This is a genomic window from Gordonia sesuvii, from assembly GCF_036350415.1.
GTDB classification, from domain to species: Bacteria; Actinomycetota; Actinomycetes; order Mycobacteriales; family Mycobacteriaceae; genus Gordonia; species Gordonia sesuvii.
In genome coordinates this window covers 1-23942 of record NZ_JAZDUF010000004.1, presented here as the reverse complement: position 1 = coordinate 23942, position 23942 = coordinate 1, and the positions used below count along the sequence as shown (strand labels likewise).

At 66.5% G+C, this 23942-nt stretch carries 19 protein-coding genes; 10 read left to right on the top strand and 9 right to left on the bottom strand.

The window, feature by feature from the left end; all coding sequences use genetic code 11:
- Nucleotides 1-2: 2 nt before the first annotated feature.
- Entirely contained in the window at nt 3-782 is a 780-nt protein-coding gene (locus tag VZC37_RS13900; RefSeq protein ID WP_330433179.1) for a MerR family transcriptional regulator, read from the bottom strand.
- A gap of 34 nt (nt 783-816) precedes the next feature.
- On the bottom strand, nt 817-1392 hold the full coding sequence (locus VZC37_RS13895; protein ID WP_330433178.1) for a TetR/AcrR family transcriptional regulator: 576 nt from the start codon (nt 1390-1392) through the stop codon (nt 817-819).
- Nucleotides 1393-1483: 91 nt separating this feature from the next.
- Here VZC37_RS13895 and VZC37_RS13890 point away from each other — a divergent pair, with 91 nt between their 5' ends.
- From VZC37_RS13890 to VZC37_RS13875, 4 genes are all read left to right on the top strand, one after another.
- Nucleotides 1484-3082, top strand: coding sequence for an MFS transporter (locus tag VZC37_RS13890; protein ID WP_330433177.1), 1599 nt, complete (start codon nt 1484-1486; stop codon nt 3080-3082).
- 15 nt (nt 3083-3097) lie between these two features.
- Entirely contained in the window at nt 3098-3709 is a 612-nt protein-coding gene (locus VZC37_RS13885; protein WP_330433176.1) for a dihydrofolate reductase family protein, read from the top strand.
- 335 nt (nt 3710-4044) lie between these two features.
- A complete protein-coding gene (locus VZC37_RS13880; protein WP_330433175.1) occupies nt 4045-4929 on the top strand; it encodes a metal-dependent hydrolase in 885 nt (294 codons plus the stop codon).
- Nucleotides 4929-6035 carry a PDR/VanB family oxidoreductase gene (locus VZC37_RS13875; RefSeq protein ID WP_330433174.1) on the top strand — a complete coding sequence of 369 codons (1107 nt, stop codon included), beginning with the start codon at nt 4929-4931 and terminating at the stop codon, nt 6033-6035. Before VZC37_RS13880 ends, VZC37_RS13875 begins: the two co-directional genes overlap by 1 nt.
- A 40-nt stretch (nt 6036-6075) precedes the next feature.
- Here VZC37_RS13875 and VZC37_RS13870 read toward each other — a convergent pair whose 3' ends face one another.
- Nucleotides 6076-7329: a pyridoxal phosphate-dependent aminotransferase gene (locus tag VZC37_RS13870; protein WP_330433173.1), complete on the bottom strand. Its 1254-nt coding sequence runs from the start codon at nt 7327-7329 to the stop codon at nt 6076-6078.
- Nucleotides 7330-7444: 115 nt separating this feature from the next.
- Nucleotides 7445-11101 carry a (Fe-S)-binding protein gene (locus VZC37_RS13865; RefSeq protein WP_330433172.1) on the bottom strand — a complete coding sequence of 1219 codons (3657 nt, stop codon included), beginning with the start codon at nt 11099-11101 and terminating at the stop codon, nt 7445-7447.
- 497 nt (nt 11102-11598) lie between these two features.
- Between VZC37_RS13865 and VZC37_RS13860 the strand changes: the two genes are divergently transcribed.
- Together VZC37_RS13860 and VZC37_RS13855 are read left to right on the top strand one after the other, a co-directional pair.
- Nucleotides 11599-13479, top strand: coding sequence for a glycosyltransferase family 2 protein (locus tag VZC37_RS13860; RefSeq protein WP_431309411.1), 1881 nt, complete (start codon nt 11599-11601; stop codon nt 13477-13479).
- 102 nt (nt 13480-13581) lie between these two features.
- Nucleotides 13582-14013: an STAS domain-containing protein gene (locus tag VZC37_RS13855; protein WP_330433170.1), complete on the top strand. Its 432-nt coding sequence runs from the start codon at nt 13582-13584 to the stop codon at nt 14011-14013.
- Here the strand turns inward: VZC37_RS13855 and VZC37_RS13850 are convergent.
- Nucleotides 13949-14902, bottom strand: coding sequence for a glycoside hydrolase family 26 protein (locus VZC37_RS13850; RefSeq protein ID WP_330433169.1), 954 nt, complete (start codon nt 14900-14902; stop codon nt 13949-13951). The two genes, VZC37_RS13855 and VZC37_RS13850, sit on opposite strands and share 65 nt — an antisense overlap.
- A gap of 119 nt (nt 14903-15021) precedes the next feature.
- On the opposite strand from VZC37_RS13850, the gene VZC37_RS13845 reads away from it, so the two are divergent.
- Nucleotides 15022-16275: a glycoside hydrolase family 26 protein gene (locus tag VZC37_RS13845; RefSeq protein ID WP_330433168.1), complete on the top strand. Its 1254-nt coding sequence runs from the start codon at nt 15022-15024 to the stop codon at nt 16273-16275.
- 15 nt (nt 16276-16290) lie between these two features.
- On the opposite strand, the gene VZC37_RS13840 is transcribed toward VZC37_RS13845, so the two are convergent.
- Both VZC37_RS13840 and VZC37_RS13835 read right to left on the bottom strand, forming a co-directional pair.
- Nucleotides 16291-17685 carry a WS/DGAT/MGAT family O-acyltransferase gene (locus VZC37_RS13840; protein WP_330433167.1) on the bottom strand — a complete coding sequence of 465 codons (1395 nt, stop codon included), beginning with the start codon at nt 17683-17685 and terminating at the stop codon, nt 16291-16293.
- A 256-nt stretch (nt 17686-17941) separates the two neighbouring features.
- The gene (locus VZC37_RS13835) at nt 17942-18376 is read right to left on the bottom strand and encodes an ester cyclase (RefSeq protein WP_330433166.1); all 435 of its coding nucleotides are present in this window, start codon (nt 18374-18376) and stop codon (nt 17942-17944) included.
- 76 nt (nt 18377-18452) lie between these two features.
- On the opposite strand from VZC37_RS13835, the gene VZC37_RS13830 reads away from it, so the two are divergent.
- Nucleotides 18453-19088: a TetR/AcrR family transcriptional regulator gene (locus VZC37_RS13830; RefSeq protein ID WP_330433165.1), complete on the top strand. Its 636-nt coding sequence runs from the start codon at nt 18453-18455 to the stop codon at nt 19086-19088.
- Nucleotides 19089-19101: 13 nt separating this feature from the next.
- Entirely contained in the window at nt 19102-19686 is a 585-nt protein-coding gene (locus VZC37_RS13825; protein WP_330433164.1) for a SanA/YdcF family protein, read from the top strand.
- Between the two features lie 19 nt (nt 19687-19705).
- Here the strand turns inward: VZC37_RS13825 and VZC37_RS13820 are convergent, their stop codons facing one another.
- Both VZC37_RS13820 and VZC37_RS13815 read right to left on the bottom strand, forming a co-directional pair.
- Nucleotides 19706-20923 carry an acyltransferase gene (locus VZC37_RS13820; RefSeq protein WP_431309410.1) on the bottom strand — a complete coding sequence of 406 codons (1218 nt, stop codon included), beginning with the start codon at nt 20921-20923 and terminating at the stop codon, nt 19706-19708.
- Nucleotides 20924-21062: 139 nt separating this feature from the next.
- Nucleotides 21063-23198 (bottom strand): acyltransferase family protein, encoded by a 2136-nt coding sequence (locus tag VZC37_RS13815; RefSeq protein WP_330433163.1) that lies wholly within the window; start codon nt 23196-23198, stop codon nt 21063-21065.
- A 164-nt stretch (nt 23199-23362) separates the two neighbouring features.
- Here VZC37_RS13815 and VZC37_RS13810 point away from each other — a divergent pair, with 164 nt between their 5' ends.
- Complete coding sequence (locus VZC37_RS13810; RefSeq protein ID WP_330433162.1) at nt 23363-23578, top strand: hypothetical protein; 216 nt, start codon at nt 23363-23365, stop codon at nt 23576-23578.
- Nucleotides 23579-23942: the final 364 nt, after the last annotated feature.

Sequence of the window (23942 nt, the reverse complement as noted above, 5' to 3'; positions counted from 1 at the left end):
GTCTATCCGGCGGCGGGTGCGTCCGGTGGATCGGTGGCAGCGGATTCGCGTGCGCGGTCGAGGTATTCGCTGAGCTGACGCGCGAGGTCGCGGTCGAGTGCGCGGTCGAGGGCATTGTGGGCGGACACCGACCCGGCGCGCCGCAGCTCACCGAGAAGCTCTGTCGCCCATTCGGATTCCGCTGTCGTCTGCGGTATCCAGCCGTCGTCGTGGCCCTCGGTGACGGCGCGCCGCCCCGCGGAGATGACGATCTCGGCGACGGCGGCCATCTCGTGGTCGAGACGTCCGTGCACATCGAGGATGCCGCTCAACGGAAGACCGAGCTTCACCAGGCGGCCGTACGCGGAGACGGTCTCCTGATCGAGGATCGTGTACCGGTCTGGGTTCTCGGAGTCGTCGGGTTCGATCAGCCCGTACTCCGCCAGACGCTCGTAGTGGACAGGGTTGCCGGAGTTGAGCAGATCCCGCAGATCCTGGGCCGACATCGTGGTCGACGTCGCGGTCGACCACGGCTCGGACACCAACTCCTCGAGACCGAGGACCTTGGCGAGATTTTCTCCGCGCTGCAGGCCGGACAGGAACTCGCCGATGTGGCGAATGGTGAAGCCGCGTTTGAGCAGGTCGTTGATGACCTTGAGTCGAGCGAGATGGGCGTCGGTGTAGATCGCGATGCGTCCCCGGCGCAGCGGCCTCGGCAGCAGCCCGCGGTCCTGATATCCGCGGACGTTGCGGGTGGTGGTTCCGGCGGCGCGTGCCAGATCGTCGATCCGGTATTCGGTCACCGCGACATTCTCGCAAATGGCGATCGCGACACCGTCACGCGGCGATTCCCCGCGCCACCATCAGCAGGAGGTGTTCGTAGTTCTCCGCCGGGTCGAGGAAGGGCGGCTGCGACTCCGCGAGTTCCAGACTCATCGCTCCGTGGACGCACGCCCAGACCTGCGCGGCCAGGCTGTCGGGATCGCCGGCCATGATCAGATTCGCGGCCTGGCCGTACCGGATGATGTCGACGAGGACGCCGAATGCGCCGGTGGCGACCTCGTCATCGGGCGTGCACTTCGTCGAGAACATCAACTCGTACAGCCGCGGATGGTCCAGGGCGAAAGCACGATAGTTGCGTCCGGCGGACAGCAGACGGGCGGCCGCGTCGGAATCGGTGGCGGCAATCCGCGCTCCGAATTCGCGGAAACCGTCGGTGACCACGGCATCCAGCAGACCGTCCTTGCCGTCGAAATGGTTGTAGACACCCATCGGTGCCACTCCCGCCTCCGCGGCGACCCCGCGCACGGTCAATGCGTCAGAACCCTCGCGTTCCAGCAGTTGCCGCGCTGCGGCGATCAGGTTCGCCCGGACCTCGGTCGCGGGTGTTCGCGGATTCTTCACGGTCGGCACGTTGACAACTGTACTAGGACGGCGTTCTATTGGAGTAGAACACTGTCCTATAAAAGTGTGACGACGTTCCACAATCCTCGAGGAGAAGCAGATGAAGACTCGTTGGTGGGCCCTGGCGGCCCTGTGCTTCGCGGAACTGCTGGTGATGGTCGACAACACGATCGTCAACGTGGCGCTGCCCACCTTGGCGCGCGATCTGGATGCCGGGATCTCCGGTCTGCAATGGATCGTCGACGCCTACACCCTGGTCTTTGCGGGTCTGCTGCTCACCGGTGGTTACCTCGGCGACCGGTTCGGGCACCGGCGCATGCTGTTGACCGGTATCGCCGGCTTTGCGGCGGTGTCCGTGTTGGCGGCGTCGTCGCAGACGCTGGGTCAGCTGATCGCAGCGCGTGCCGGCCTCGGGCTGTTCGCCGCCCTGGTGTTTCCGGCAACTCTCGCCATCATCGTGGCCGTCTTCGTCGAATCGAAGGAACGTGCTGTGGCCGTGGGTGTCTGGGCGGCGACGTCGGGCATCGCGGTGGCCATCGGTCCGGTGCTGGGTGGCTGGCTCCTGGAGAACTTCTCGTGGGCGTCGGTGTTCTGGGTGAACCTGCCGGTGGCGGCGATCGCCGTCGTCGCCATCGTCGCGGTGGTCCCGGGTACCCGACCGGAGCGTGTCGCCCGGTTCGATCTCATCGGTCTGCTGCTCTCGGTCGTCGGCCTCGGGCTGCTGACCTATTCGGTGATCGAGGGCCCGCACTTCGGGTGGGCCGACCCGCGGACGATCGCAGGGCTCCTCGTGGCCGTCGGCGCCTTGGGGTTGTTCGCGTGGCGGGAGCTGACCATCGACCACCCGATCCTCAACATCCGGCTGTTCGCCAACCGACACTTCGCCACCGCGGCCGCGATGATCAGCGTCGCGTTCTTCGCACTGTTCGGATTCATCTTCCTGATCACGCAGTACTTCCAGGCGGTCAAGGGCTACAGCCCATTCGAGGCGGGCCTGCGGACGCTGCCCTTCGCGATCGTGATGGCGGTGTTCTCGCCGGTCGCGATGACGTTGTCGCAGCGGTTCGGTCCGCGTCCGGTGGTGGTGGCCGGCGCGGCGTTCATGTCCGCCGGTTTCGGCGTGGTCGAGGTGTCGTCGCGCACCTCGGGCTACTGGGAGCTGATCATCTGGGCGATGTCACTGATGGCCATGGGCCTGGCGTTCATCTCCGGGCCGTGCACGCAGGTCATCATGGACGCGCTGCGGCCCGAACAGGCCGGCGCGGGCTCCGCGGTCAACGACACCACCCGCGAACTCGGCGGCACTCTCGGTGTCGCAGTGCTCGGCTCGGTGCTGACCTCGGTCTACACCGCCGGCGTCGTCGACCGGCTGTCGGCGCTCGGACTTCCGCGGTCGATCACCGGCCTCGCCGAGGAGTCGGTGATGGCCGGGGTCGAGGTCGCCCGGAACGCACCTGCGGTGGCGGGGGATCAGATGCTGGTCGCCGTTCAGGAGGTGTTCGTCGACGGGCTGCACAGCGCGGTGTGGGTCGCCGTCGCCATCACCGCCGTGGCGGCCATCGCGGCCGCCTACCTGTTGCGTGGCGCGCCGGGAGAGCGGTCGCCCGGGGGTGACACAGAATCCGCGAGCGCTCCTGTCGATCTGGCTCTCGCCCATTCGACGGATGGTCAGAGGCAGGACATCCGTCCCGTCCCCTGAGAACAGGAGAGCACCATGCGCACCCTCATCGTCACCGAGTTCATCAGCCTCGACGGCGTCATCGACTCGCCCGGCGGTGGCGACCACCCCCGCGCCGGCTGGACCTTCACCGACATCGACTTCGTCGAGGAGGCCTACGAGATCAAGGGCCGCGAACAGCAGGAAGCCGGCGCGCTACTCATCGGGCGCGTGAGCTACGAGGAGTTCGCACCCGTGTGGCCCTCGATGGACGAGTTCGCCGAGTACAACGCGATGCCGAAGTACGTGGTGTCGTCGACGTTGACCGACCCCGACTGGAACAACACCTCGGTGTTGCGATCCCTCGACGACGTCGCACGTCTCAAGGAAGGCGACGGCGGCACCATCCTCGTCCACGGCAGTGCGACCCTGGCCCAGGGCCTGGCCGCCGCCGGTTTGGTCGACAGGTATCACCTCCTCGTCTTCCCGGTGGTCCTCGGTTCCGGAAAGCGGCTGTTCGCCGACGATCCGGCGGAGGCGACGAACCGGTTGTCACTGGTCGAGCACGAGGCCTACGCGAACGGAGTGGTGAAGGCGGTCTACGACGTCGTGCGTGCGGACTCGGGCGATGTCGCCCGTCGAGCAGGCAGCGAGGCCGCTGTCGGCTGACCTCGGAATTGCCTCTTCAGCGCGGGCGCTCCGGGACGTACAGTGATTTGGATCACTTGCGGTCTGGTGTGTGCTCGGGGCCATTCGAGCGAGCCGGATGCGTCCGCGCAGGTGAAGAGGATCGGGTACCGGTACGACGGTCACGGTCCCACCTTGGGAGAGGCCGATCGGAGAAAGGATGCGGTTCGCGTCGCACACGGATTCGTGCCACAGTGGCGCGGCATGGCGTGACGACCGACGGTCGGCGCGCCATGTGCGACATATATGTTCACTGAACGCTATCGACGGTCCGCCATTCGGGGGCAGGCGGCCGATGCCAGTAGGAGGCTCGACCGATGTCCCCCGACGCTCCCGGCGGTGATCCGGGCCCGGTGGCGATTCGTCCACGCAATGTCAGGTTCGACCTGCGCCGAATCCCACTTCAATGGATTCCGGGCCATCCGGTCGCCTCGAACTTCATCAGCGCGCTCAATCTCATCCTCCCCGAGGGTGAACGGTGGTTCGTGGAGGCGTTCGAGGAGGCGCTGCCGCTCGTCGACGACGAAGAGCTCCGCGAGGCGATGCGTGGATTCATCGGCCAGGAAGCGATGCACTCGAATGTCCACGACGGGGTGTTGTGGGGGTATCTCCACGATCACGGCATCGACGCGACCCCGTTCCAGCGCCAGGTTGAGTGGATTTTCCGGGTGGTGCTGGGGCCGCGGACAGGTCTGTCCGGTCGTCGTCGCCGCAGGCGATTGATCGCGCGGCTGTGGGTGATAGCCGCGGTCGAGCATTTCACAGCGGTGTTCGGGGACTTCGCGCTCAACAGCCGCTGGGACGAGGCCGAGGCTGCGCCCGCACTCTGCGACCTGTACCGCTGGCATGGGGCCGAGGAAGTCGAGCACCGGTCGGTGGCCCACGACGTCGCGACCTACTTCGGCGACAGCTACTTCCGCAGGGTATGGGCGATGGCGGCAGCGTTTCCGTTGCTGATGTCGCTGCTGGTCCGCGGCACCCATTTCATCAACCATCACGATCCGTCCGCCCCGACATCCGAGGTGGCGCTGTGGCGGCAGGGGTATGCGGACTCCCGCGCCGGACACCTGCCGGGGTTCGCTCACTTCGGTGGATCACTCGCCGCCTACCTGCGCCGCGGCTACGATCCCGCCGACATCGGGTCCACCGCACAGGCGGTGGCCTACCTCGCGGCGTCGCCTGCATCGCGGATGGCGATGTGATGGCGAATCGACGATCCGCGACTCGAGTTCCCGCGCAGCTCTACGGTCGGCCGCGCGCCGACTACACCATGGCGGCCACCCGCGCGCTGTTCGGCGCGTGGATGCCGGTGTGGGAGCGGTTCCTGCGATACGACACCCGAGAGCAGGCGAGCACCACGGTCGACGTCGAGGTGAGTGCTCGGACACCGGTCTCCGCAGACGCAACCGTCATCGAGTTGCTGCTGCGACCGGCGGGCGGCACGCCTCTGCCGACCTGGGCGCCGGGTGCGCACATCCGAATCCTCCTGCCGTCCGGCCGGATTCGTGAGTACTCACTGTGCGGTCGACCCGCCGACGACGGCGAGTACCGGATCGCCGTCCGCCGCATCTCCGAGGCGGGCGGTTCCGCCGAGGTGCACGACCTCCAGGTGGGGGATGTCGTCCGGATCACCCACCCGCTCAACGCTTTTCCTCTTGCGATGCCCGGCCACGGTTCGGCGGCGGCACGACTCCACTTCATCGCCGGCGGCATCGGGATCACCCCGATCCTGCCGATGATCGAGACCGCGGAGGCGTTCGGCGTGCCGTGGTCATTGACCTACTTGGGCCGCAGCACCGACTCGCTCGCCTACCTCGAGCGACTCGCCGGCCTGAACCCGGAGGGCCGCAACCGGATCGACATCCGCACCGACGACGTGGCAGGTATCCCCACCGCAACGGGGCTCATCGAGGCCATCGGCGACGACGCAGCGGTGTACTTCTGTGGTCCACCATCGCTCACCGACGGTCTTCTCGCCGCGCTCCGCACCGCGGAGCACTGTGCCGAGGTCCATTTCGAGCGTTTCGGACTACCGACCCCGGCCGGCCGCGAGTTCGAGGTGAGCATCGCCGGCCGGAACACCCTGACGGTGGCACACGACGAATCGATGTTGACGGCGTTGTTGCGTGCCGCACCGGCCGCGACGTACTCCTGCCGACAAGGGTTCTGCGGCACCTGCAAGGTGCGTGTACTCGACGGCGAGGTGGAGCACGCCGATTCGGTGCTGACCGATCACGAACGACAGCAGGGCTTCATGCTGCCGTGTGTGTCCCGGGCTGCGGACGACAGTCTGACCATCGATCTCTGACCGCCGATCTCGGACCCTCGATCTCGGACGGGCTACCGGATCACTGGCGGTACGCGGACAAGAAGTTGCCGATACGATCGATCGCCTCGTCCAGATCACGCGACCACGGCAGGGTGACGATCCGGAAGTGATTGTGATCGGTGAGGTTGAAGCCGGTGCCCTGCACCACCAGGATCTTCTCCTGCAGCAGTAGGTCCTGGACGAACAGTTCGTCGTTGTGGATCTCGTGGACATTCGGATCCAGACGGGGGAACGCGTAAAGCGCGCCCTTAGGCTTCACACAACTGACGCCGGGAATCTGGTTGAGCTTCTCCCACGTGACGTTGCGCTGCTCGTAGAGACGTCCGCCGGGGGCGACGAGCGCCTCGATGCTCTGATAACCGCCGAGCGCGACCTGGATCGCGTGCTGCCCCGGCACGTTCGAGCACAGGCGGGTCGACGCGAGGATGCCAAGGCCCTCGATGAATCCCCGCGCGTGGTCCTTCGGCCCGGTCAGCACCAACCAGCCGGCGCGATATCCGCAGACCCGGTAGGCCTTCGACAGGCCGTTGAACGTCAGGCACAGCAGGTCCGGCGCCAGCGATGCGACGTTGATGTGCTCGGCATCGTCGTAGAGGATCTTGTCGTAGATCTCGTCGGCCATGATCAGCAACGAGTGCTGCCGCGCGAGCTCGACGAGCTGTTCGAGCACCTCGCGGGAGTACACCGCTCCCGTCGGGTTGTTCGGATTGATGATGACGATCGCCTTGGTGCGATCGGTGATCTTGGCGGCGATGTCCTCGACGTCGGGGTTCCAGCCGTTCTCCTCGTCGCAGCGGTAGTGGACGGGCTGGCCACCGGACAGGGAGGTCATCGCCGTCCACAGCGGGTAGTCGGGGGCCGGGATCAGCACCTCGTCGCCGTCGTTGAGCAATGCCTGCATGGTCATCGTGATCAGCTCGGAGACACCGTTGCCGAGAATCACGTCGTCGACGTCGAAGTACGGGAAGTCGGGGAGGAGTTCGTAGCGGGTGACCACCGCGCGCCGGGCCGACAGCACACCGGCCGACTCCGAATAGCCCTGTGAGTAGGGGAGGGCGTGGATCATGTCGCGCATGATCACGTCGGGTGCCTCGAAGCCGAAGAGCGCGGGATTGCCGATGTTGAGCTTGAGGATGCGGTGGCCCTCGGATTCGAGCCGCGCCGCGTGGGCGTGCACCGGACCCCTGATCTCGTAGCACACGTTCTGCAGCTTCTGGGACTGCTCGAGTGGCTTGAGGTTCTGGTTCAGGTGCGATACATGCGGTCTACTCACGAGTTCAATTGTGACAGCACAGCGCAAACCGGTTTTCGCGGGACGATGAGCAGCCCGAAACGACAACACCACCTTGGTACGAAACCAAGGTGGTGTTGTCGGGTATCAGTCGTTTCTACTTGTGTCCGGGCCGCTTCTTGCCCGCGGCGATGCCGAAGCCCTTCGCCTTGGATGCGCCCGCCTCCGAGATCGTCCTGGCCGACGACCCGTTCGGTGACGGAGCGGAATCCTCGGTGTCAGCATTGCTTTCGGGCTCTGCAGTGGGGGCCTCGGCAGCTGACTCGTCGACTGCTGACTCCTCGGCAGGCGACTCGTCCACTACCGACTCGTCGACTGCCGACTCGTCCGCCGCGGGTGCGGCTTCGGGCTCGCTCGGCGTCGGCGCGGGAGCGGCAGCAGCCTTCGGCGCTGCCTTGCCGATGCCACCGGGTCGCTTCTTGCCTGCGGCCATGCCGAATCCCTTGGCCTTGCCGGGGGTGGACTCGGTGGACGCGACGGTCGCCGTCTCCTCCGGTGCGGATTCGACGGTGCCGGCCGTCTCTTTCTCGACAGCCTCTGCCTCGACGGCCTCTGCCTCGACGGCCTCTGCCTCGTCGGCCTGCGCCTCGGCCGCTTCCGCGGGCTCGGGTTCGGCCGCCGCCGGCTTCGCCGATGAGCCGATACCGCCCGGTCGCTTCTTGCCCGCGGCCATGCCGAAGCCCTTGGCCTTACCGGCTTTTGCCTCGGTCGCGGTTGCTGCCGCAGGAGTACTCGGAGTCGAGGCCGGCTCTGCTGCGGGCGTCTCGGCCTCGTCGGCCGCTGCGGGCCGGCTCGGCGCGGGTGCTGCGGCGGCAGCCGGCTTGGTTGCACCGCCCGGTCGCTTCTTGCCCGCGGCCATACCGAAGCCCTTGGCCTTGCCTGCTTTTGCTTCGGTGGCCGAGCCGCCGGTCGCTGCTTCGGTATCGGCGGTCGGCGCCGCATCCGGCGCGGACTCGGCCTCGGTGACCTTGCTCTCCGCAGGTGCGTCGACGCCGGCGGCGGGCGCCGCGGCATTCGGCTTGGCGGCACCCGGCCGCTTCGCCTTGCCCATGCCGAATCCCTTTGCCGCAGGCTTGGTCTGCGTGGCCGTCTCCTCGACGGCCGCCGACGACTCGGCCTCGGCCGGGGCGGGGGCAGCAGATCCGGCGTCGGCCTTGGTCGCACCCGGCTTCTTCGCCTTGCTGCCCATGCCGAATCCCTTGGCGGCAGGCTTCTTCTCGGCCGGTGCGGCAGATTCTGCCGGCGTGGACGCCGCCGGTGCCTCGGTCTTGGCCGTGCCGCCGGGCTTCTTGCCGCCCTTCATGCCCAGACCGACCTTCGGCTTCGGCTTCGCCTCGGTGGCCGTGGCGGTCGCCGCAGCCGCGGTTGCTGCGGCCGGCTCCGGCTCCTTCTCCTCGGCGGCGGGTTCCGGCTCGGCGGTCTGGATAGAAGCGGGACCGAGGTACCGTCCGCCGCGCTTGACCTCGGGGGCGCCGCGCTTGACCGACTCCAGCAGCAGCTGGGCCACGTCGACGACCTCGATCTTGCCCTCTTGCTCGGTGTTCGCCGTGCGTGCGGTCACGCCGTCGGTGAGCATCACGCGGCAGAACGGGCAGCCGGTGGCCACCTTCTGCGGCGCATCCCCGTTGGGTTTACCCAACGTATCGAGCGCTTCATCGACCCGGTCGATGTTGATGCGCTTACCGATCTGCTCTTCCATCCACATCCGGGCGCCACCGGCACCACAGCACATGGACCGCTCGCCGTGCCGCGGCATCTCGGTGAGATTCGACCCGGACGCGGCCATCAGCTCACGCGGGGCGTCGTAGACCTTGTTGTGGCGGCCCAGGTAGCACGGGTCGTGGTAGGTGACGCCCTCGCCGAGCGGGGCGACGGGCACCAGGCGCTTCTCCCGGACCAGTTTGTTGAGCAGCTGCGTGTGGTGCACGACCTCGTACTTCGCACCGAGCTGCGGGTATTCGTTGCCCAGCGCGTTGAAGCAGTGCGCACACGTGACGACGATCTTCTTGCGCTGCTGCGGCGCGGTGGCGAACACCTCGCCGAGCATCTCGATGTTCTGCTGGGCGAGCATCTGGAACAGGAACTCGTTGCCCGCGCGGCGTGCGGAGTCGCCCGTACAGGTCTCGCCTTCGCCGAGCACGAGGAAGTTCACGGCCGCGACGTCAAGCAGCTCGGCGACGGCCTTGGTGGTCTTCTTCGCGCGGTCCTCGTAGGCGCCTGCGCAACCGACCCAGAACAGGTACTCGAAGCCCTCGAAGCTCTCCACGTCCTGCCCGAACACGGGGATCTCGATGTCCATCTCGGAGATCCAGTTGGTGCGTGCCGAGGCGTTCTGGCCCCACGGGTTGCCCTTGTTCTCCAGGTTCTTGAACATGCCGGCGAGCTCGGTCGGGAAGTCCGACTCGATCAGCACCTGATAACGACGCATGTCCAGGATGTGGTCGACGTGCTCGATGTCGACCGGGCACTGCTCCACGCACGCGCCGCAGGTGGTGCAGCTCCACAGTGTCTCGGTGTCGATGACGGCACCCAAGGCCTCGGGATCGAACTCGCCGTCAGCGGCCTCGATGCCGTTTCCGCCGCCGGTTGCGCCCTTGCTCTCGCCGACCAGCTTGCGGGCGGCTTCCGCGCGAGCCGACTCGGGGATCGCGTTGAGCTTCGCCTCGTCGACATTGCCGTCGGCGTCCACCAGCCCGACCTCGTCGCCGGCCATGTCCTGCTTGCCGCCGGCCAACAGATAGGGCGCCTTGGCGTAGCCGTGGTCACGCAGCGACATGATCAGCAGCTTCGGCGACAGCGGTTTACCGGTGTTCCATGCCGGGCACTGGCTCTGGCAACGACCGCACTCGGTACAGGTGGTGAAGTCGAGCCAGCCCTTCCAGGAGAAGTCCTCGATCTTGCCGGCGCCGAACGCGTCGACGTCGGGGTCGGCGGTCTCCATGTCGAGGACCTTGCCCTGGCTCATCATCGGCTTGAGTGCGCCCAGGGCGACTCCGCCGTCGGCCTCACGCTTGAAGTAGATGTTGACGAAGGCCGCGAAGCGGTGCCAGGCGACGCCCCAGTTGATGTTGCGGCCGACCACGGCCAGCCAGATCATCGCCGACAGCAGTTTGACGACGGCCATCGCCGAGACGGTCCATTCCGGTGCGCCCTCGAACGGCATCGCGAGGTAGTGCAGCGTCGGGGAGGCCCAGACCGGGCTCTCTTTCAGTCCGGACGCGATCTGGAGCAGCTTGACGCCGAGCATGCCCAGGCCCTCGATGATCACGACGGCTTCCACGAAGTAGGCAGCCCGGAAGTTGGAGCCCGAGAAGCGGGACAGTCGTTCGGGAACCCGCGGATGATTGAGCTGGCGGATGATCAAGAGCGCGACACCGCCGATCACGGTCCCCCATCCGAGGATCTCCTCGGCCAGGCCGTAGATCTTCCAGTTGCCGATCACCGGCCAGTGGAAGTGCGGATCGAAGGCCTGACCGTAGGCCTCGAAGACGAAGATGAAGCCGAGCAGGAAGCCCACCATCACCAGCCAGTGCGCCCAGCCGACGGTCCGGAACTTCGCCATTCGGGTGTGTGCGGCGAACTCGACGATCACCGTCTTGATTCGCGGCAGGATCGGGAAGATCCGGGAGGAATCGATCTTCTGTCCGCGGCTGATCGTGCGGACCATCCGTCCAACACCCTGGAAGAAGATCGCCCAGCACACGAGGCTGACGAGTGTCGTGATGGTACCGATGGCGATCGTCGTGGAAGTCACGGGCGCGTCCCGGCCTTTCTCTGGGGCGGCGTCGGCGGCTTTGCGCAGGCTGTGGCGCACGTGGCCGACGTGTACTACAGGTAACCGTAGTTCCTGCCGACGATCTGGCGCTGCCAAGGCTGGCCTAACCAACGCTCGGACCGTGGGAGGAGTTCCTGTCCCGATGATACCGACGAGTAACTTACTGTCGAGTCAGGTTGCCTGGTAGCCAATCTTTGTGGCGAGTGTCACAACTGAATTGATAGTCCTGCCAGCTCACAAGAATGCCCATCGCGGTTCGTTCAAAGGATGTAGTGCCGGACGGTGATCGTCGATTCCTGGTTACTTCTTCGTCACAAACACGGGTGTTGAACCGAATTTCTCACCGGTGCACGATCGCGCCTTTTTCTTTCGCTTCGCGAAGAATTGCGGACGCCGCCGGGCGCCCTCACCATTGACTCTGAACTGCAACGACGGCAGTCATATCCATCCGGAGCAGATGCCCTGAGGAGACGGCCGTGGGCGGTGTTCGTCTGTTTTTTCTTCGATTCATCGCAATTCTCGTAGTTTCTTTCGGCGCGGCGTACATCACGTGGCGGTGGACGGAAACAATTGCTTGGGGAGCATGGTGGATTGCGGTACCGCTGGCAATTGCGGAAACATATAGTTTGTCGGAATCGGTTCTGTTCGGATTCCTTGTCTGGAATGCGCGGCGCCGTGATGCGCCTGCGCCTGCGCCCGCATCGGCCACCGTTGATGTGTTCATCACCACCTACAACGAGCCCCTCGATCTGGTCCTCACGACGGCCATCGCCGCACGTGACATGCGCCATCCACACGCGACGTGGATTCTCGACGACGGCGACCGGGAGGAGTTCCGGATCGCGGCCCAGCGTGCCGGGGTCGGCTACATCACCCGTGGTGAGGAGTGGCAGGGGCGGCAACGTTTTGCCAAGGCGGGAAACATCAACAATGCCTTGTTCCGGACCGACGGCGAGTTCATCGCGATTCTCGACGCCGATCAGGTCCCCAAACCGGAGTTCCTCGAGCGTGTTCTCGGATACTTCACCGACGAGTCCGTCGCCTTCGTCCAGACGCCGCAGTACTTCTGGAACGTCCCCGATCACGATCCGCTCGGCAGTCAGGCGGAGCTCTTCTACGGACCGATCCAGCAGGGTAAGGACGGGTGGGGAGCAGCCTTCTTCTGCGGGTCCAACGCCGTACTGCGTCGTGAGGCCCTGATGGCCCTGGGCCTCACGACCTACTCGCAGGGGATCGACGCACACGGTCGTCGGGCGCTGCGAGAACGGCGGGCGCGACTCGAGGACATGATCAACGACGCCGGGCCGGGCTCGACGCTGCGTCGGCCGCTGGAGGATGCCCATACTGCCGTCCGGCTGGCGCAGATCGGACTCCGACGGGGCGAGCCGGTCGGCGACGTCGCCTTCGATCTGCAGGTGCGCATCCGGGACGTGCTCGAGTCGGCGCCGCTGCCGGAGTCGGTGGTCGCCGAACTCACCGGGACGGTCGACGCGATCGAGGTGTCCCGTATCGATCAGGCCCTCGCCATCCAGCCGATCAACACCGCGACGGTGACCGAGGACATGGCCACCGCGATGCACTTGCATGCGATGGGGTGGGAGAGCGTCTATCACCACGAAGTACTCGTCGAAGGGCTGGCGCCGGACGATCTGCGGACGATGCTCGTCCAACGGCAACGCTGGGCGACCGGCTCCATGCAGGTGTTCTTCGCCGACAACCCGCTACTGCGCAAGGGACTCAGCGTCGCGCAACGACTGATGTACCTGGCGACGATGACCTCCTACCTCAACGGATTCGCGGCCGTCGTCTACATTGCGGCACCGATCATCTATCTCGGCATCGGTGTCTTCCCCATGGAGGCACTGCCGTTGGACTTCTTCGCACGGTTCATCCCGTTCTTCCTGGCCTGCCAGTTGCTCTTCCTCGTCGCCGGCTACCGCTCCAGCGGGTTGTGGCGCGGACAGCAGATCTCGTTCGCGCTCTTCCCGACCTGGATAGCCGCGACCCTCTCGGCCGCGGCTGCTGTCTTCCTGCGCCGCCACATCGCGTTCTCGGTCACACCCAAGGTGCGGGAGGAGTCCCGCGTCGACTACCGCCCGGTCGCCATCCAGCTGGTTGCGATGATCGCGCTGGTATGTGCGTGTGCGGTCGGACTGATCCGCTGGTCGGTCGGTGCCGCCGAGACGTTCCCGACCTTCCTCTCCATCGGTTGGGTCGCGCTCGACCTCCTCCTGCTGTCCGTCGTGGTCCGCGCCGCTCATTACCGCCCGGCCGAGCCGCCCCCGCCGATCACGCCGGCGGCCGAGCAGGCGCGCGACGTCGCCGGGGACCTCGATGCCGCCGGGGCGCCGACATGAATGATCTGACCCCACAGGCTCTTCCATGTAACCGGACCCCCTGACCCCACCACGACCCTGACCAACCGAACGCCATAACCCACCGAACCCAGGAGAGACTAGATGACCACCCGAATCCCCGAGTACGCCTACTTCGGCGACGGCACCCTCGACATCACCGCCCTCGACATCGCGCTCGACGGCGCGGCGGATGTGACGACGCGTTTGAGATTGCGTGTCGCCGAAGCTTGCTCGCGTGGTGCCCGCCTCGTCCTGCTCGACGTCTCGGGCCTGACGACCGTCACACCGTCCGGGGTCGCGGACCTCCTGCATGCGATGCGGGCAGCCCGGACGCAGGGCGCCGACCTGCGCGCCTATGGGCACTCGCCGGTGCTGACCGATGCGCTGGAGGCGCTCGACCTGCGCAAGGTGTTCACCGTGCACGCCAACCGGCAGCACGCCATCGATCGCACGCGGCCGACCGGTCCGGTCAGACACCGGGCACGTCGGCCAGTCCTTTCCGGAAGGCGCTCTCGCTCAGCGGGTTCGAGTTGAACCTCCAGTCCCGTTCCTTGTTGGCCTGGAACCAGACGAATCCCTCAACTCCCGGCGTGATCGTCATGAGGCGCACGAAGTGAGTGATCCAGTCGGCCTTGCGGGTGGGGTCGGGATCGTCGGCCGAGGCCACCTCGGCGACCAGGATGGGTTTGGCGTCGTCGAGGGCTCGCAGGCGACGCAGGCTGTCGGCGAAGATGTAGTCGGGCGACGCCCAGCCGTGGACGCCGTCGTCACCCCAGTTGTAGCCGTCGAGCCCGAGACGATCGACGTACTCCGCTCCCGGGTAGGCGGCTTCGAAGTCGGCGATTCCGCTCACCGCAGCCATCGGCGCCCACACGAACGAGACATTCTCCGCCCCTGCCGATCTGATGATCTCGTGCATCCGAATCCAGGTGTTCCGGTAGGACTCGGCCGTGTTGCCGTTGACGGTGATGCCCCACGGGTACCAGTCCCCGTTCATCTCGTGGGCGAACCGCAGCAGCACCGGTTGCCCCCAGTCGGCGAGCTGCTGTCCCCAGCGCCGCAGGTCGGCGTCGTGAACCCCGGTCGCGAAGGTGTCGAGTCGGTAGTCGGGTTGTTCCGGCCCGCCGTCGGGCTCCCACGGTTCGATCGTGACGACAGGTGTCGCACCCGACGCCGAGATGGTCGCGAGATCATCAAGCGGCACAGGCTCGTTCAGGGCCGAGAAGGTGAGGATGAGGTCGAGGGACTGGTCGGCACGGGTCGCTACGCCGACCACTCCGGCGTCCGACGTCACGTCCGTTCCGTTGAGGTCGGGGAGGTAGGCCCCCCATTGGACGTGATGTGGTTGCGTCTCGTCGGCGGGCGCGTGGCACGCCGCGGTGACCGCGACGACTGCGAGCAGGGCTGCCGTAGAGCGGGGCATGCTGAACGTTCTGATAGGTGTGCGCCATCTCATCGAGTCCGACTCCGTCCGTCCGTGCCTGTGAGAAGAGGGGCCTGCGAAAGGGGCCTGGAAGCGACCGGCCTTGAAATGAGTGTGACATGACCACGCCTCCAATCGAAACTGAAAGTGCGCGTGACGAAGTCGATGGCGGATTTGCCGACCGCTGGTCGAAGCGTCGCCGACGACACCCCTCGATCCTGATCCCCGTCATCGCGATGGTCATCGGTGTCGGTGCCGCCGGCGCCCTGTTTCAGCACTATCTGCCTCCGCCCGAACCTCCCTGTGCGGTGGTCGATTCGACGCGCGTCGTGCCCGACGAGGGGGTGCTGTTCGGCGTCAACCTCGACTGGGAGGCGGAATCGCTCGGACAACACCGATCGATGCTCGGACACGCGCCGGCGGTGGCCGTCCAGTTCTCCGACATCCCGTACGACAACGCGACCTGGGCACACACCGTGGCGGCCGCGGAGCAGGTGAAGACGGATTCCGGCGTCATGGTGCTGACCCTGGAACCCCATGCCGGCCTGGCCGCAATCGACGAAGGCGTCATCGGACGCCTCGGCGACGACCTACGGAAACTCAATGATTCAGGGGTGCCGGTGATCCTGCGGTTCGCCCACGAGATGAACGGCACCTGGTATGCGTGGGGGCAGCAGCCGGTGGCCTACGTGGAGACGTTCCGCAGAGTCGCGGCGATGATCGACCGCAAGGCGCCCGGGACGGCGATGATGTGGGCGCCGAACTACGGTGGCGGCTACCCGTTCGTCGGTGGCAAGTACGCGGCGGCTCCCGAAACCGCGGATTTCGACCTCGTCGACACCGATCACGACGGTGAACTCACCGCCGACGACGACTCCTACGGCCCGTACTACCCGGGCGACGACGTGGTCGACTGGGCCGGGATCTCGTTGTACCACTGGGGCAACAAGCGACCGTGGGGCGACAACGAGATCACCGAGCCGGGAAAGTTCAGCCGGATGCTGGAAGGTACCTACCTCGGCACGGCCGGTGACGACCGAGCGGTTCCGAACTTCTATCAGGAGTACGGAGTCGACCGCGGCCAGCCTGTTGCGATCGTCGAGACGGCGGCGATCTACACCCCGTCGAGGGCCGACGAGGGCGCCGCGGAACTCGCGGTGAAGTCCATGTGGTGGAAGCAGGTCTTCGCCGCCGACATCCCGGACCGTTTCCCGGAACTGAAGATGATCAACTGGTTCGAATGGAAGAAGTACGAGATCGAGATCGACGACACCGTCGATTGGCGGGCGGCCGGTTCGCCGGTCGTGCACGACGAGTTCGTACATTCACTACCGGACTGGTTCCGCTACGCGGAGGCGGTCGATGCGTGCTGAACGCGGGTTCGTGCGTCAACCACCGACACCGGCGACCTTCTCGAGATCCTCGAGGGCACTGTCGAGGTGGGTGAGGATGCGCTGGAGACTCGGGAGCTCCTTGCGTGCGCCGATGATGCCGAAGTTCACCTGGTCGCCGGTGGTGGTGAGGGTGATGTTCATGGCCTGCCCGTGCATCGCGATCGACACCGGGTAGCAGCCGTCGAGTCGGGCGCCGTTCCAGTACATCGGCTGCGACGGGCCCGGCACGTTGCTGATCAGCAGGTTGAACTGGGGCGGTGTGGTTCGCACGAATCCGGGGACCGGTGCGAGGGCCAGCGGGGCGAAGGTGGCGGCGCCGAACATCAGCGCCTGCAGTGTGGGGAGTCCACGGATCACCTGCTTGGCCTTGCGGGTGGACGCGACCACTGCGGCGAGGCGTCGTTCCGGATCGGGTTGATCGGTCGCCAGGTTGGCCATGATCGCGGTCACCGCATTGCCTTCGCGGCCGCTGTCGCCATGCATCGAGACGGGGAGTGCGGCGATCAACGGGCGGTCGGGCAAGGCGTCCTGGTCGATCAGGTAGGCGCGGAGCGCACCGGCGCAGGTGGCGACCACGACGTCGTTCAGGGTGATGCCCAGCGAGGTGCTGATCGCGTCGAACCGTTCACGCGGCCACTGCTGGGCGGCGAATCTGCGTGCACTACCGATCGGTACGTCGAGGATCGTCTTCGGCGCGGGCACGAAGGGCGCGGCGAAGTCGTCGTCGGTGATGGCCGTCCACGCGATCTTTGCCGCAGCTGCGGGCGCGCCGACCACCTGGCCCACGGCGCCCAACGTCTGCCCAGCTGTCCCGGTGATCCGCTCGACTGCCGAAACGCTCTTGGGCGCACGCGGATTCCGACGTCGCCGCAGTGCGGGGTCCCACCACGCCGTCCCGCTTCGGTCGTCGGGGTCCGGCGACAGGGCGTTCTCCAGCAAACGGAGCGCTGAGACGCCGTCGAGCAGGGAGTGATGGATCTTGGTGTAGACGGCGACGCGTCCGTCGTCGAGGCCCTCGATGATGTGCAGCTCCCACATCGGCCGGTTGCGATCGAGGAGGGCGCTGTGATTGAGCGAGACGTACCGCAGCAGTTCGCGAATGCGTCCCGGACGGGGGAGCGCGGCACGGCGGACGTGGTAGTCGACGTCGATGTCGTCGTCGAACGACCAGGCGAGCGAGCCCACCAGCGAGGCCGGTGAGGCCGGGCGCTTGCGGAACAGCGGCCGGATCTCCGGGCAGGAATGGAACGTCTCGAAGATCTCGGTCGCGAGGTCGGTCGCGGACTGACCTTCCCTGGGGATGAACAGTTGTAGCCCACCGGCGTGCATCGGCTGCTCGCGGTTCTCCGCGAGCAGGAACATCGATTCGGTGATCGGCATGTAGGGCATCGGCGGGCGACCTTCGGACTCGAGTGGCGTACCGCGGTGTCGCGGCGCGTCATCCCAGTATCGGCCCGGTACCGATCACCGAGGCGAATTCGGCGAATCCGCCGCTCCGTTGTCGAGGGCCTCCTCGATGGTCGAGTAGGTCTACCCGATGGTCGAGTAGGTGCGAGCTTGCGAGCACCGTATCGAGACCCCCGCGAGTGTCTCGATGGTCGAGTAGGTGCGAGCTTGCGAGCACCGTATCGAGACCCCCCACGCCTCACCTGCCAACCGCTACCGGCGCCGCCAGTACTCCCAATTGAATTCGCGCACCCAGCTCGTCGCGGACACCCCAGTGCTCGGCCAGCCGGTCGCCCTCGGTGCGGTAGATGTGCACGGTCGGCATCGCGTAGGTGCGTCCATCGGCGCCGGGCCCGTGCACCGCGTCGACGCCGACGCCGTGGGCCACGGCGCGCAGCACGATCCGGTCGTCGGTGCTGAAGAAGTCTTCGATCTCGTATCGGATTCTGAGCACCTGGGTGACGAAGGTCAGGATCTGCTGGTACCCGGCCGGGCCGGGCGGCAGCGGAAACGGCGAGCCGTGATCGACGAAATCGTCAGTGACACATGACTCGAGGCACGACAGGTCGCGCGAGTTGATGGCATCGAAGACGGCGTGCGCGGCAGGGACGGCGGGGTTGGTCGGATAGGACATGGGTAGACTCCTCGGCGACAGGAATTGAATGGATTCATATTCCATTGGAATGAGAATCTAACAGATTGAGGTGCACATGGCCAGGGCGTATGACAGCTCGGGGCGCGAGCGCGCCGCAGCCCAGACCCGAGAGCGGATCGTTGCCACTGCACGTGAGCTCCTGCTACACGGGGGCTATGCGCAGATGAAGATCACCGATCTCGCCAAGGCTGCCTCGGTGAGTCCGCAGACGATCTACAACGCGATCGGCGGGAAGGCCGAGGTGATCAAGGCGGTCTACGACGTCATGCTGGCCGGCGACAGCGACGAGACGCCGATGAGTGAACGTCCGGAGTTCCTCCGACTCACCGCGGCGGGCACGATCGACGAGTTCGCCGCCGCGTACGCCGGCTGGACCCGCGGTATCCACGAGCGCGTCGGCCCGCTGCTGGGCGTACTGCTCGAGCACGGTGCCGCCGGCGACCCCATCCTCGAGGAACTGGTGCAGAAGATGAACTCCGAACGGAGACAGGGCAACACGAACGCGCTCAAGCGATTGACGCAGCGGGTCGAGCTGCCGGAGGGGGCGGCGGGCACCCGGCTCATCGATGCGATGTGGACTCTGACCGGGCCCGCGGTCTACGACGACCTGGTGGGTCGGTGCAACTGGAGTTCGGGGGATTACGAACAGTGGCTGGCCGCGCAACTGGCGACCACACTGCGGGCGCGATGACGCAGGCGCTGCGATGACCCGGGCCTTGCGGTGGGTGGTCCTGATCGCGATGGTTGGGGCGGAACTCCTGGTGACCATCGGTGCCACATGGGCGTTCTGGTCGGCGTCGGGACGGGTGGTCGAGGAGGATGAGGTTCCGGTCGGCTCGACGGCGTTGGTGCTCGGGTCGCTGGTCGACGACGGGGAGCCCGGTGACTACGTTCGTGGCCGCTTGGACACGACACTGGAGCTGTACAGATCGGGGCGGGTTGATCGGATCATCAACTCCGGCAATGGTTCTACCTACGCGGGCAACGAACCGGCCGTGATGCGAACCTATCTGGAGGACGGGGGTGTGGCGCCGGGCGACATCGTCGACGACCCGCTCGGCCTGGACACCGACGCCAGTTGCCGCCGCGCCCACGACGACCTCGGAGTGGAACGCGCTGTCATCATCACCCAGGACTTTCACGTGTCCCGGGCGATAGCCCTGTGTCGGAGCCATGGGATCGATGCCACCGGGGTCGCCGCCGAGTGTGAGTGTCCGACGGTGACGGTGCTCCGAAATCACGTGCGGGAGTTGTTCGCACGGCCGTGGGCGCTGGTGGGTGTGCTGTGAGTGCCGAGATCCCGCTGAATCAACGCTTCCCGAGCGCCAACCGCGGCCGCCCGGTGAGGTACAGGGACCCCGGCAGTCGCCGCAGGATCTCCATCAGCAGCAACGACCCGCCGATCGTCGCGATGTAGGTGACGATCGTGCCCCACGGTTGCCCGGGCGTCGCCAGAATCCACGGCTGATCACCGGACTGCGGCATGAGCACGAAGTACAGCACCAACACGTGTGCGAGGAAGACTCCGAATGAGCGGTTCGACGCGAACGACACCACCCGGGCGAAGCGCGGGGTGAACTCACGCCAATTCGAACCCCAATGCGCCGCGGCCGCATAGAGACACGTGATCGCCACGATGAGGAACGGCAGCAGCCACGGGAAGAATGCGGAATCGTGGTCGTGGACCGGACGGTCGCCGAACCACACACCACCGAGGTAGATGCCCACTGCCAGCGCGGCGGTGGCCATCAGCGCCCCGAACAGCCACCAACCCTTGCCCTCCAGCCAGCGGGCGATCGCCTCGCGATGTACCGCCGCGACCGCCCCGTAGAGGATGAAGAACTGGTACGGGATGAACGTGGCGTAGTGATGCCACCAGACTCCGGCGATCGCGGCGGGCGGTTCCCAGTAGGTGATGGTCGACGTGATCGCCACCTGCACACCGAGGCTCGCGCCGAGCAGCAGGACATGCCTGCCCGCGGTGGCGCGCACCAACCGCAGGATCAGCGGGAACAGCAGATACACCTGCAGCATCACGAACAGGAAGTACATCTGGAAACCCGACAGACCCCAGGCGATCAGGTGGGCGAACTCGGTGAGCCCACCGATCGGGTCCGACAGCAGGTCGCCGATCCGGTCCCGTGCCCACACCTGCTGCACCAGCCAATAGATCGCCGACCAGATGAGGTACGGGAAGATCACCAGCTTGATGCGGCGACGCCAGAATCCGGTCGTGCTGAAGTCGGCCTTGTCGTAGTTCTGGTACATCAACACGAACCCGGTCAGAGCAAAGAACGTGTTGCGCGTGAAGTGCAGCAACAGCGACGCCGTGTTGACCCCGAGGTTGTTGAACTCGTCGGTGGTCTGCGTCAGGCAATGGACGAAGATGACCAGCGAGAAGGTCGTCGCGCGAATGAGGTCGAGATGATGCAGGTAGGCGCGTTTGCCGACTCTCCGGATCGTCGCAGTCGCGCCGACGCCGGAATCGGCGGACTCGCCGCCGGGCTTCGGTGCAAACATCGTCATGCGTGTGTCACGACCCCAACCACTCGATGGACGATCCGGAGCGGATCGCGCTCAAATTAACAGCCTCACCTGGGGACAAGCTGAGTCGAAACCCCGCGGTGGGCCGTCGTTCCGAGTCCATTGTCGGTGTGGTCGGCGCTCACCACCACTGCAGGGCGGGGCCCAGGTCGGCGTCGACGGCCGGGATGAGACTCCGTACGAAAGTCGCCGACAGGTGGTGATAGTCGTGCCAGACCAGGATGTTGCCGACCACGGCCGGGCAGTATGTGGCGTCGCACATCGCATCGGAGTAGTCGAGGAAGTTCATGTTCGGGAAGTCCGGGGCGACCGCCAGAGCCGGGTCCGTCGGGGCGAGCGCCATCTCGCGGGTAACGCCGCAGACCTCGGGCTTGTTGCCCTCGGCCAGGCACTCCGGCGGCGTGACCTTGCCATGTGCCCACGGGTTGTCGCGGACCGCCACCACCCGCTGTCCGCGGTCGCGGAACTCCGCGAAGATGTCCTTGTAGTCCTGCGGGACGAAGTCGCCGCGGGCACCCTTGCCCTCTTCGGGGCGGGTGGAGTTGGTGAACACGACGTCGGGGCGGTCGACCGCCAGTCGGTCCATCACCCGCCGCGACCAGTCGTTGCACTGGTAGTACTTCTGCCCGAACCAGGTGAAGACGTGGCTGGTGGTGAGGGCGCAGCCGACCTTGAGATACGTGGTGACCTTGAAACCGCGCTGCCGGCCGATCGCGTCGAGCGCCGTGATCCAGTACTCGGCGTGCGACCCGCCCACCAGCGCGACGGTGCGTGTCGCCGTCGGGTCGCCGTACACGCCGACCTTGATCGACGGGTCCTTCCACCCGGAGATCACGGAGTCGTACGAGGTGATCGGCCAGTCCTTGTCGACGACCTCCGGGCTCGGCTGCGCGTCGACCTTGGGCACCGCCGCACCGTCGAGGTAGGCGCGGGCGCCGGGGTACAGGCGGGGATCGAGGTTCTCCGTGTTGACCGTGGCGTTCGCCGCGTCGCGCTGCCAGATCACGGCCGTCGTGCCGGCGACGACGGTGCAGACCACGATCACCGCGACGAGACCGCGGCGATAGATGCGGGAGGCGCCGGACTTGGTCCCGGCACGCAGTGGCGCTTCGATGAACCGCGTGGTCGCCCACGCCAGCACCACCGAGACGGCGAGGATCGCCGTGCCCTCCAACCAGTTCACGTCGTCCTGATAGCGCCAGCTCAGGTAGAAGATCAGCAGCGGCCAATGCCACAGGTACAACGCGTAGGCGATTGAACCGAGCCACACCAGTCGCCGGTGTGCCAGTGCTCGGCTCACCGCGCCCGGACCCGATGTCGCATCGGACATGGTGGCCGCCGAGCCGGTCCAGATCAGCAGCAGGGTGGCGCCCACCGGGACCAGCGCCATGGCACCGGGGTATTCCTGGACCCCGGAGATCCACCAGCCGCAGCTGGCGATGAGGACCAGAGCGACGGCACCGAGAGCGTTGCGCAGCCACGTCGGCATCGCGACACGCGGAATCCAGACCGCGAGAAGGCCACCTGCGAGCGGTTCCCACAGCCGGGCCACGGTGTCGTAGTAGTTGAACGGCTGATTGATGCCATGCCGGTGGACGGCCCAGGCGAACGACACCAGCGCCACGGCCAGCAGTGATGCGCCGACGACCCCTCGGATCACCGTGGGGTTCGCGAACACGGCGTATCGCCGGGACAGCGCGCGCAGGACCCCGCCCAACGCCAGCGCGCTGAGCAGGGTGAGCACGAAGAACTGCCCCTGCATGGACATCGACCACAGGTGCTGCATCGGGCTGATCGCCGAGTCGGCGGCCTGATAGTCCTGCGAGTCGAACGCGAGATGCCAATTCTGGTAGTACAGCGCGCTGGCCTGCAGTTCGGCGCCCAGCGGACCCCAACGGGTTTTCGGCATCACCACGGCGACCATCGCGGCGACGAAAACGAGGACCACCAGCAGCGCGGGTAGCAACCGTCGGACGAGCCGCCAGAACCGCGGCCACGGATTGACCGCCGTCGCCCAGGGCACCGACTCCGGTCGCGTCGCGACGACATGCTTGAGCAGGGACGCGACGAAGAAGTAGCCCGACAGGACCAGGAACACGTCGACGCCGCCGGACACCCGGCCGAACCACACGTGGAAGACGGCGACCAGCGCGATGGCGATCCCGCGCAGGCCGTCGAGGTCCAGCCGGTACCCGGAGGTATTGCCGGTGGCGGCATCCTCATTGGGGGTCCGGGTGGGGGTGACGGCCGTGCTCACAGGCAGGGATGCTACTTGGGGGCAGCCGGAAAACCGCACTTGAACGCGGCTGTGTGGGGTGGGTCGCACCGATTGGGGCATTTCTGTCGCGTTTGCCGCCCGCCGGCGCTGGGAATTGCTGACAGACGCTGAGAGATGCGGCAGCCCGATTCGAAGGGAGTCCGATGACCGACCCCGAAACCACGACAGGTGGCGGCACGCCGGAAGGCCACGAGGAGCAGCCGGACCCGCGGTCGGCGCGGGAGGAGGTCGACGAACTCGAGGAGAAAGTCGTCGACCCGCCGGACGAGGAGCCCGAGGTCGATCCGGCAGCGGCCGCCGACCCAGGCACCGAGGATCTGGACAGCCCGGATGCGGGCGGTGCCGAGCCGCCCGACTGAGCCCCTGTTCCCTGAGGAACGAGCGGGCGTCGCACCCCCGGTCCCTGAGGAGCCCGTGAGGAACGAGCGGGCGTCACACCCCTGATCCCTGAGGAGCCCGTGAGGAACGAGCGGGCGTCACGAAGGGTCTCCCGCACATCCTCCGACCAACTGGCCCTTCGTGACACTCGGCTAGGAGGCTGCTGAAGAAGTGGTCTCTTGCGGCTGACGCTGTCGCCGAATGCTGGGTCGGCTGAGTCGCGGGCGGGTGCCATTGGGGCGCCTGCCCCGGGCGGGGTCAGGTGGTGGCCAGGGTCCAGGTGTTGTTGGTGGTGCTCAGTCCCAGGGTGATCAGGCGGCGCAGGTTGATCGCGGCGACACGGTG

Coding starts and splice junctions, on each gene's coding strand:
- VZC37_RS13890 (WP_330433177.1), top strand. CDS start 1,484: ATGAAGACTCGTTGGTGGGCCCTGGCGGCCCTGTGCTTCGCGGAACTG.
- VZC37_RS13885 (WP_330433176.1), top strand. CDS start 3,098: ATGCGCACCCTCATCGTCACCGAGTTCATCAGCCTCGACGGCGTCATC.
- VZC37_RS13880 (WP_330433175.1), top strand. CDS start 4,045: ATGTCCCCCGACGCTCCCGGCGGTGATCCGGGCCCGGTGGCGATTCGT.
- VZC37_RS13875 (WP_330433174.1), top strand. CDS start 4,929: ATGGCGAATCGACGATCCGCGACTCGAGTTCCCGCGCAGCTCTACGGT.
- VZC37_RS13855 (WP_330433170.1), top strand. CDS start 13,582: ATGACCACCCGAATCCCCGAGTACGCCTACTTCGGCGACGGCACCCTC.
- VZC37_RS13850 (WP_330433169.1), bottom strand. CDS start 14,902: ATGCCCCGCTCTACGGCAGCCCTGCTCGCAGTCGTCGCGGTCACCGCG.
- VZC37_RS13845 (WP_330433168.1), top strand. CDS start 15,022: ATGACCACGCCTCCAATCGAAACTGAAAGTGCGCGTGACGAAGTCGAT.
- VZC37_RS13840 (WP_330433167.1), bottom strand. CDS start 17,685: ATGCCCTACATGCCGATCACCGAATCGATGTTCCTGCTCGCGGAGAAC.
- VZC37_RS13835 (WP_330433166.1), bottom strand. CDS start 18,376: ATGTCCTATCCGACCAACCCCGCCGTCCCTGCCGCGCACGCCGTCTTC.
- VZC37_RS13830 (WP_330433165.1), top strand. CDS start 18,453: ATGGCCAGGGCGTATGACAGCTCGGGGCGCGAGCGCGCCGCAGCCCAG.
- VZC37_RS13825 (WP_330433164.1), top strand. CDS start 19,102: ATGACCCGGGCCTTGCGGTGGGTGGTCCTGATCGCGATGGTTGGGGCG.
- VZC37_RS13820 (WP_431309410.1), bottom strand. CDS start 20,923: ATGACGATGTTTGCACCGAAGCCCGGCGGCGAGTCCGCCGATTCCGGC.
- VZC37_RS13810 (WP_330433162.1), top strand. CDS start 23,363: ATGACCGACCCCGAAACCACGACAGGTGGCGGCACGCCGGAAGGCCAC.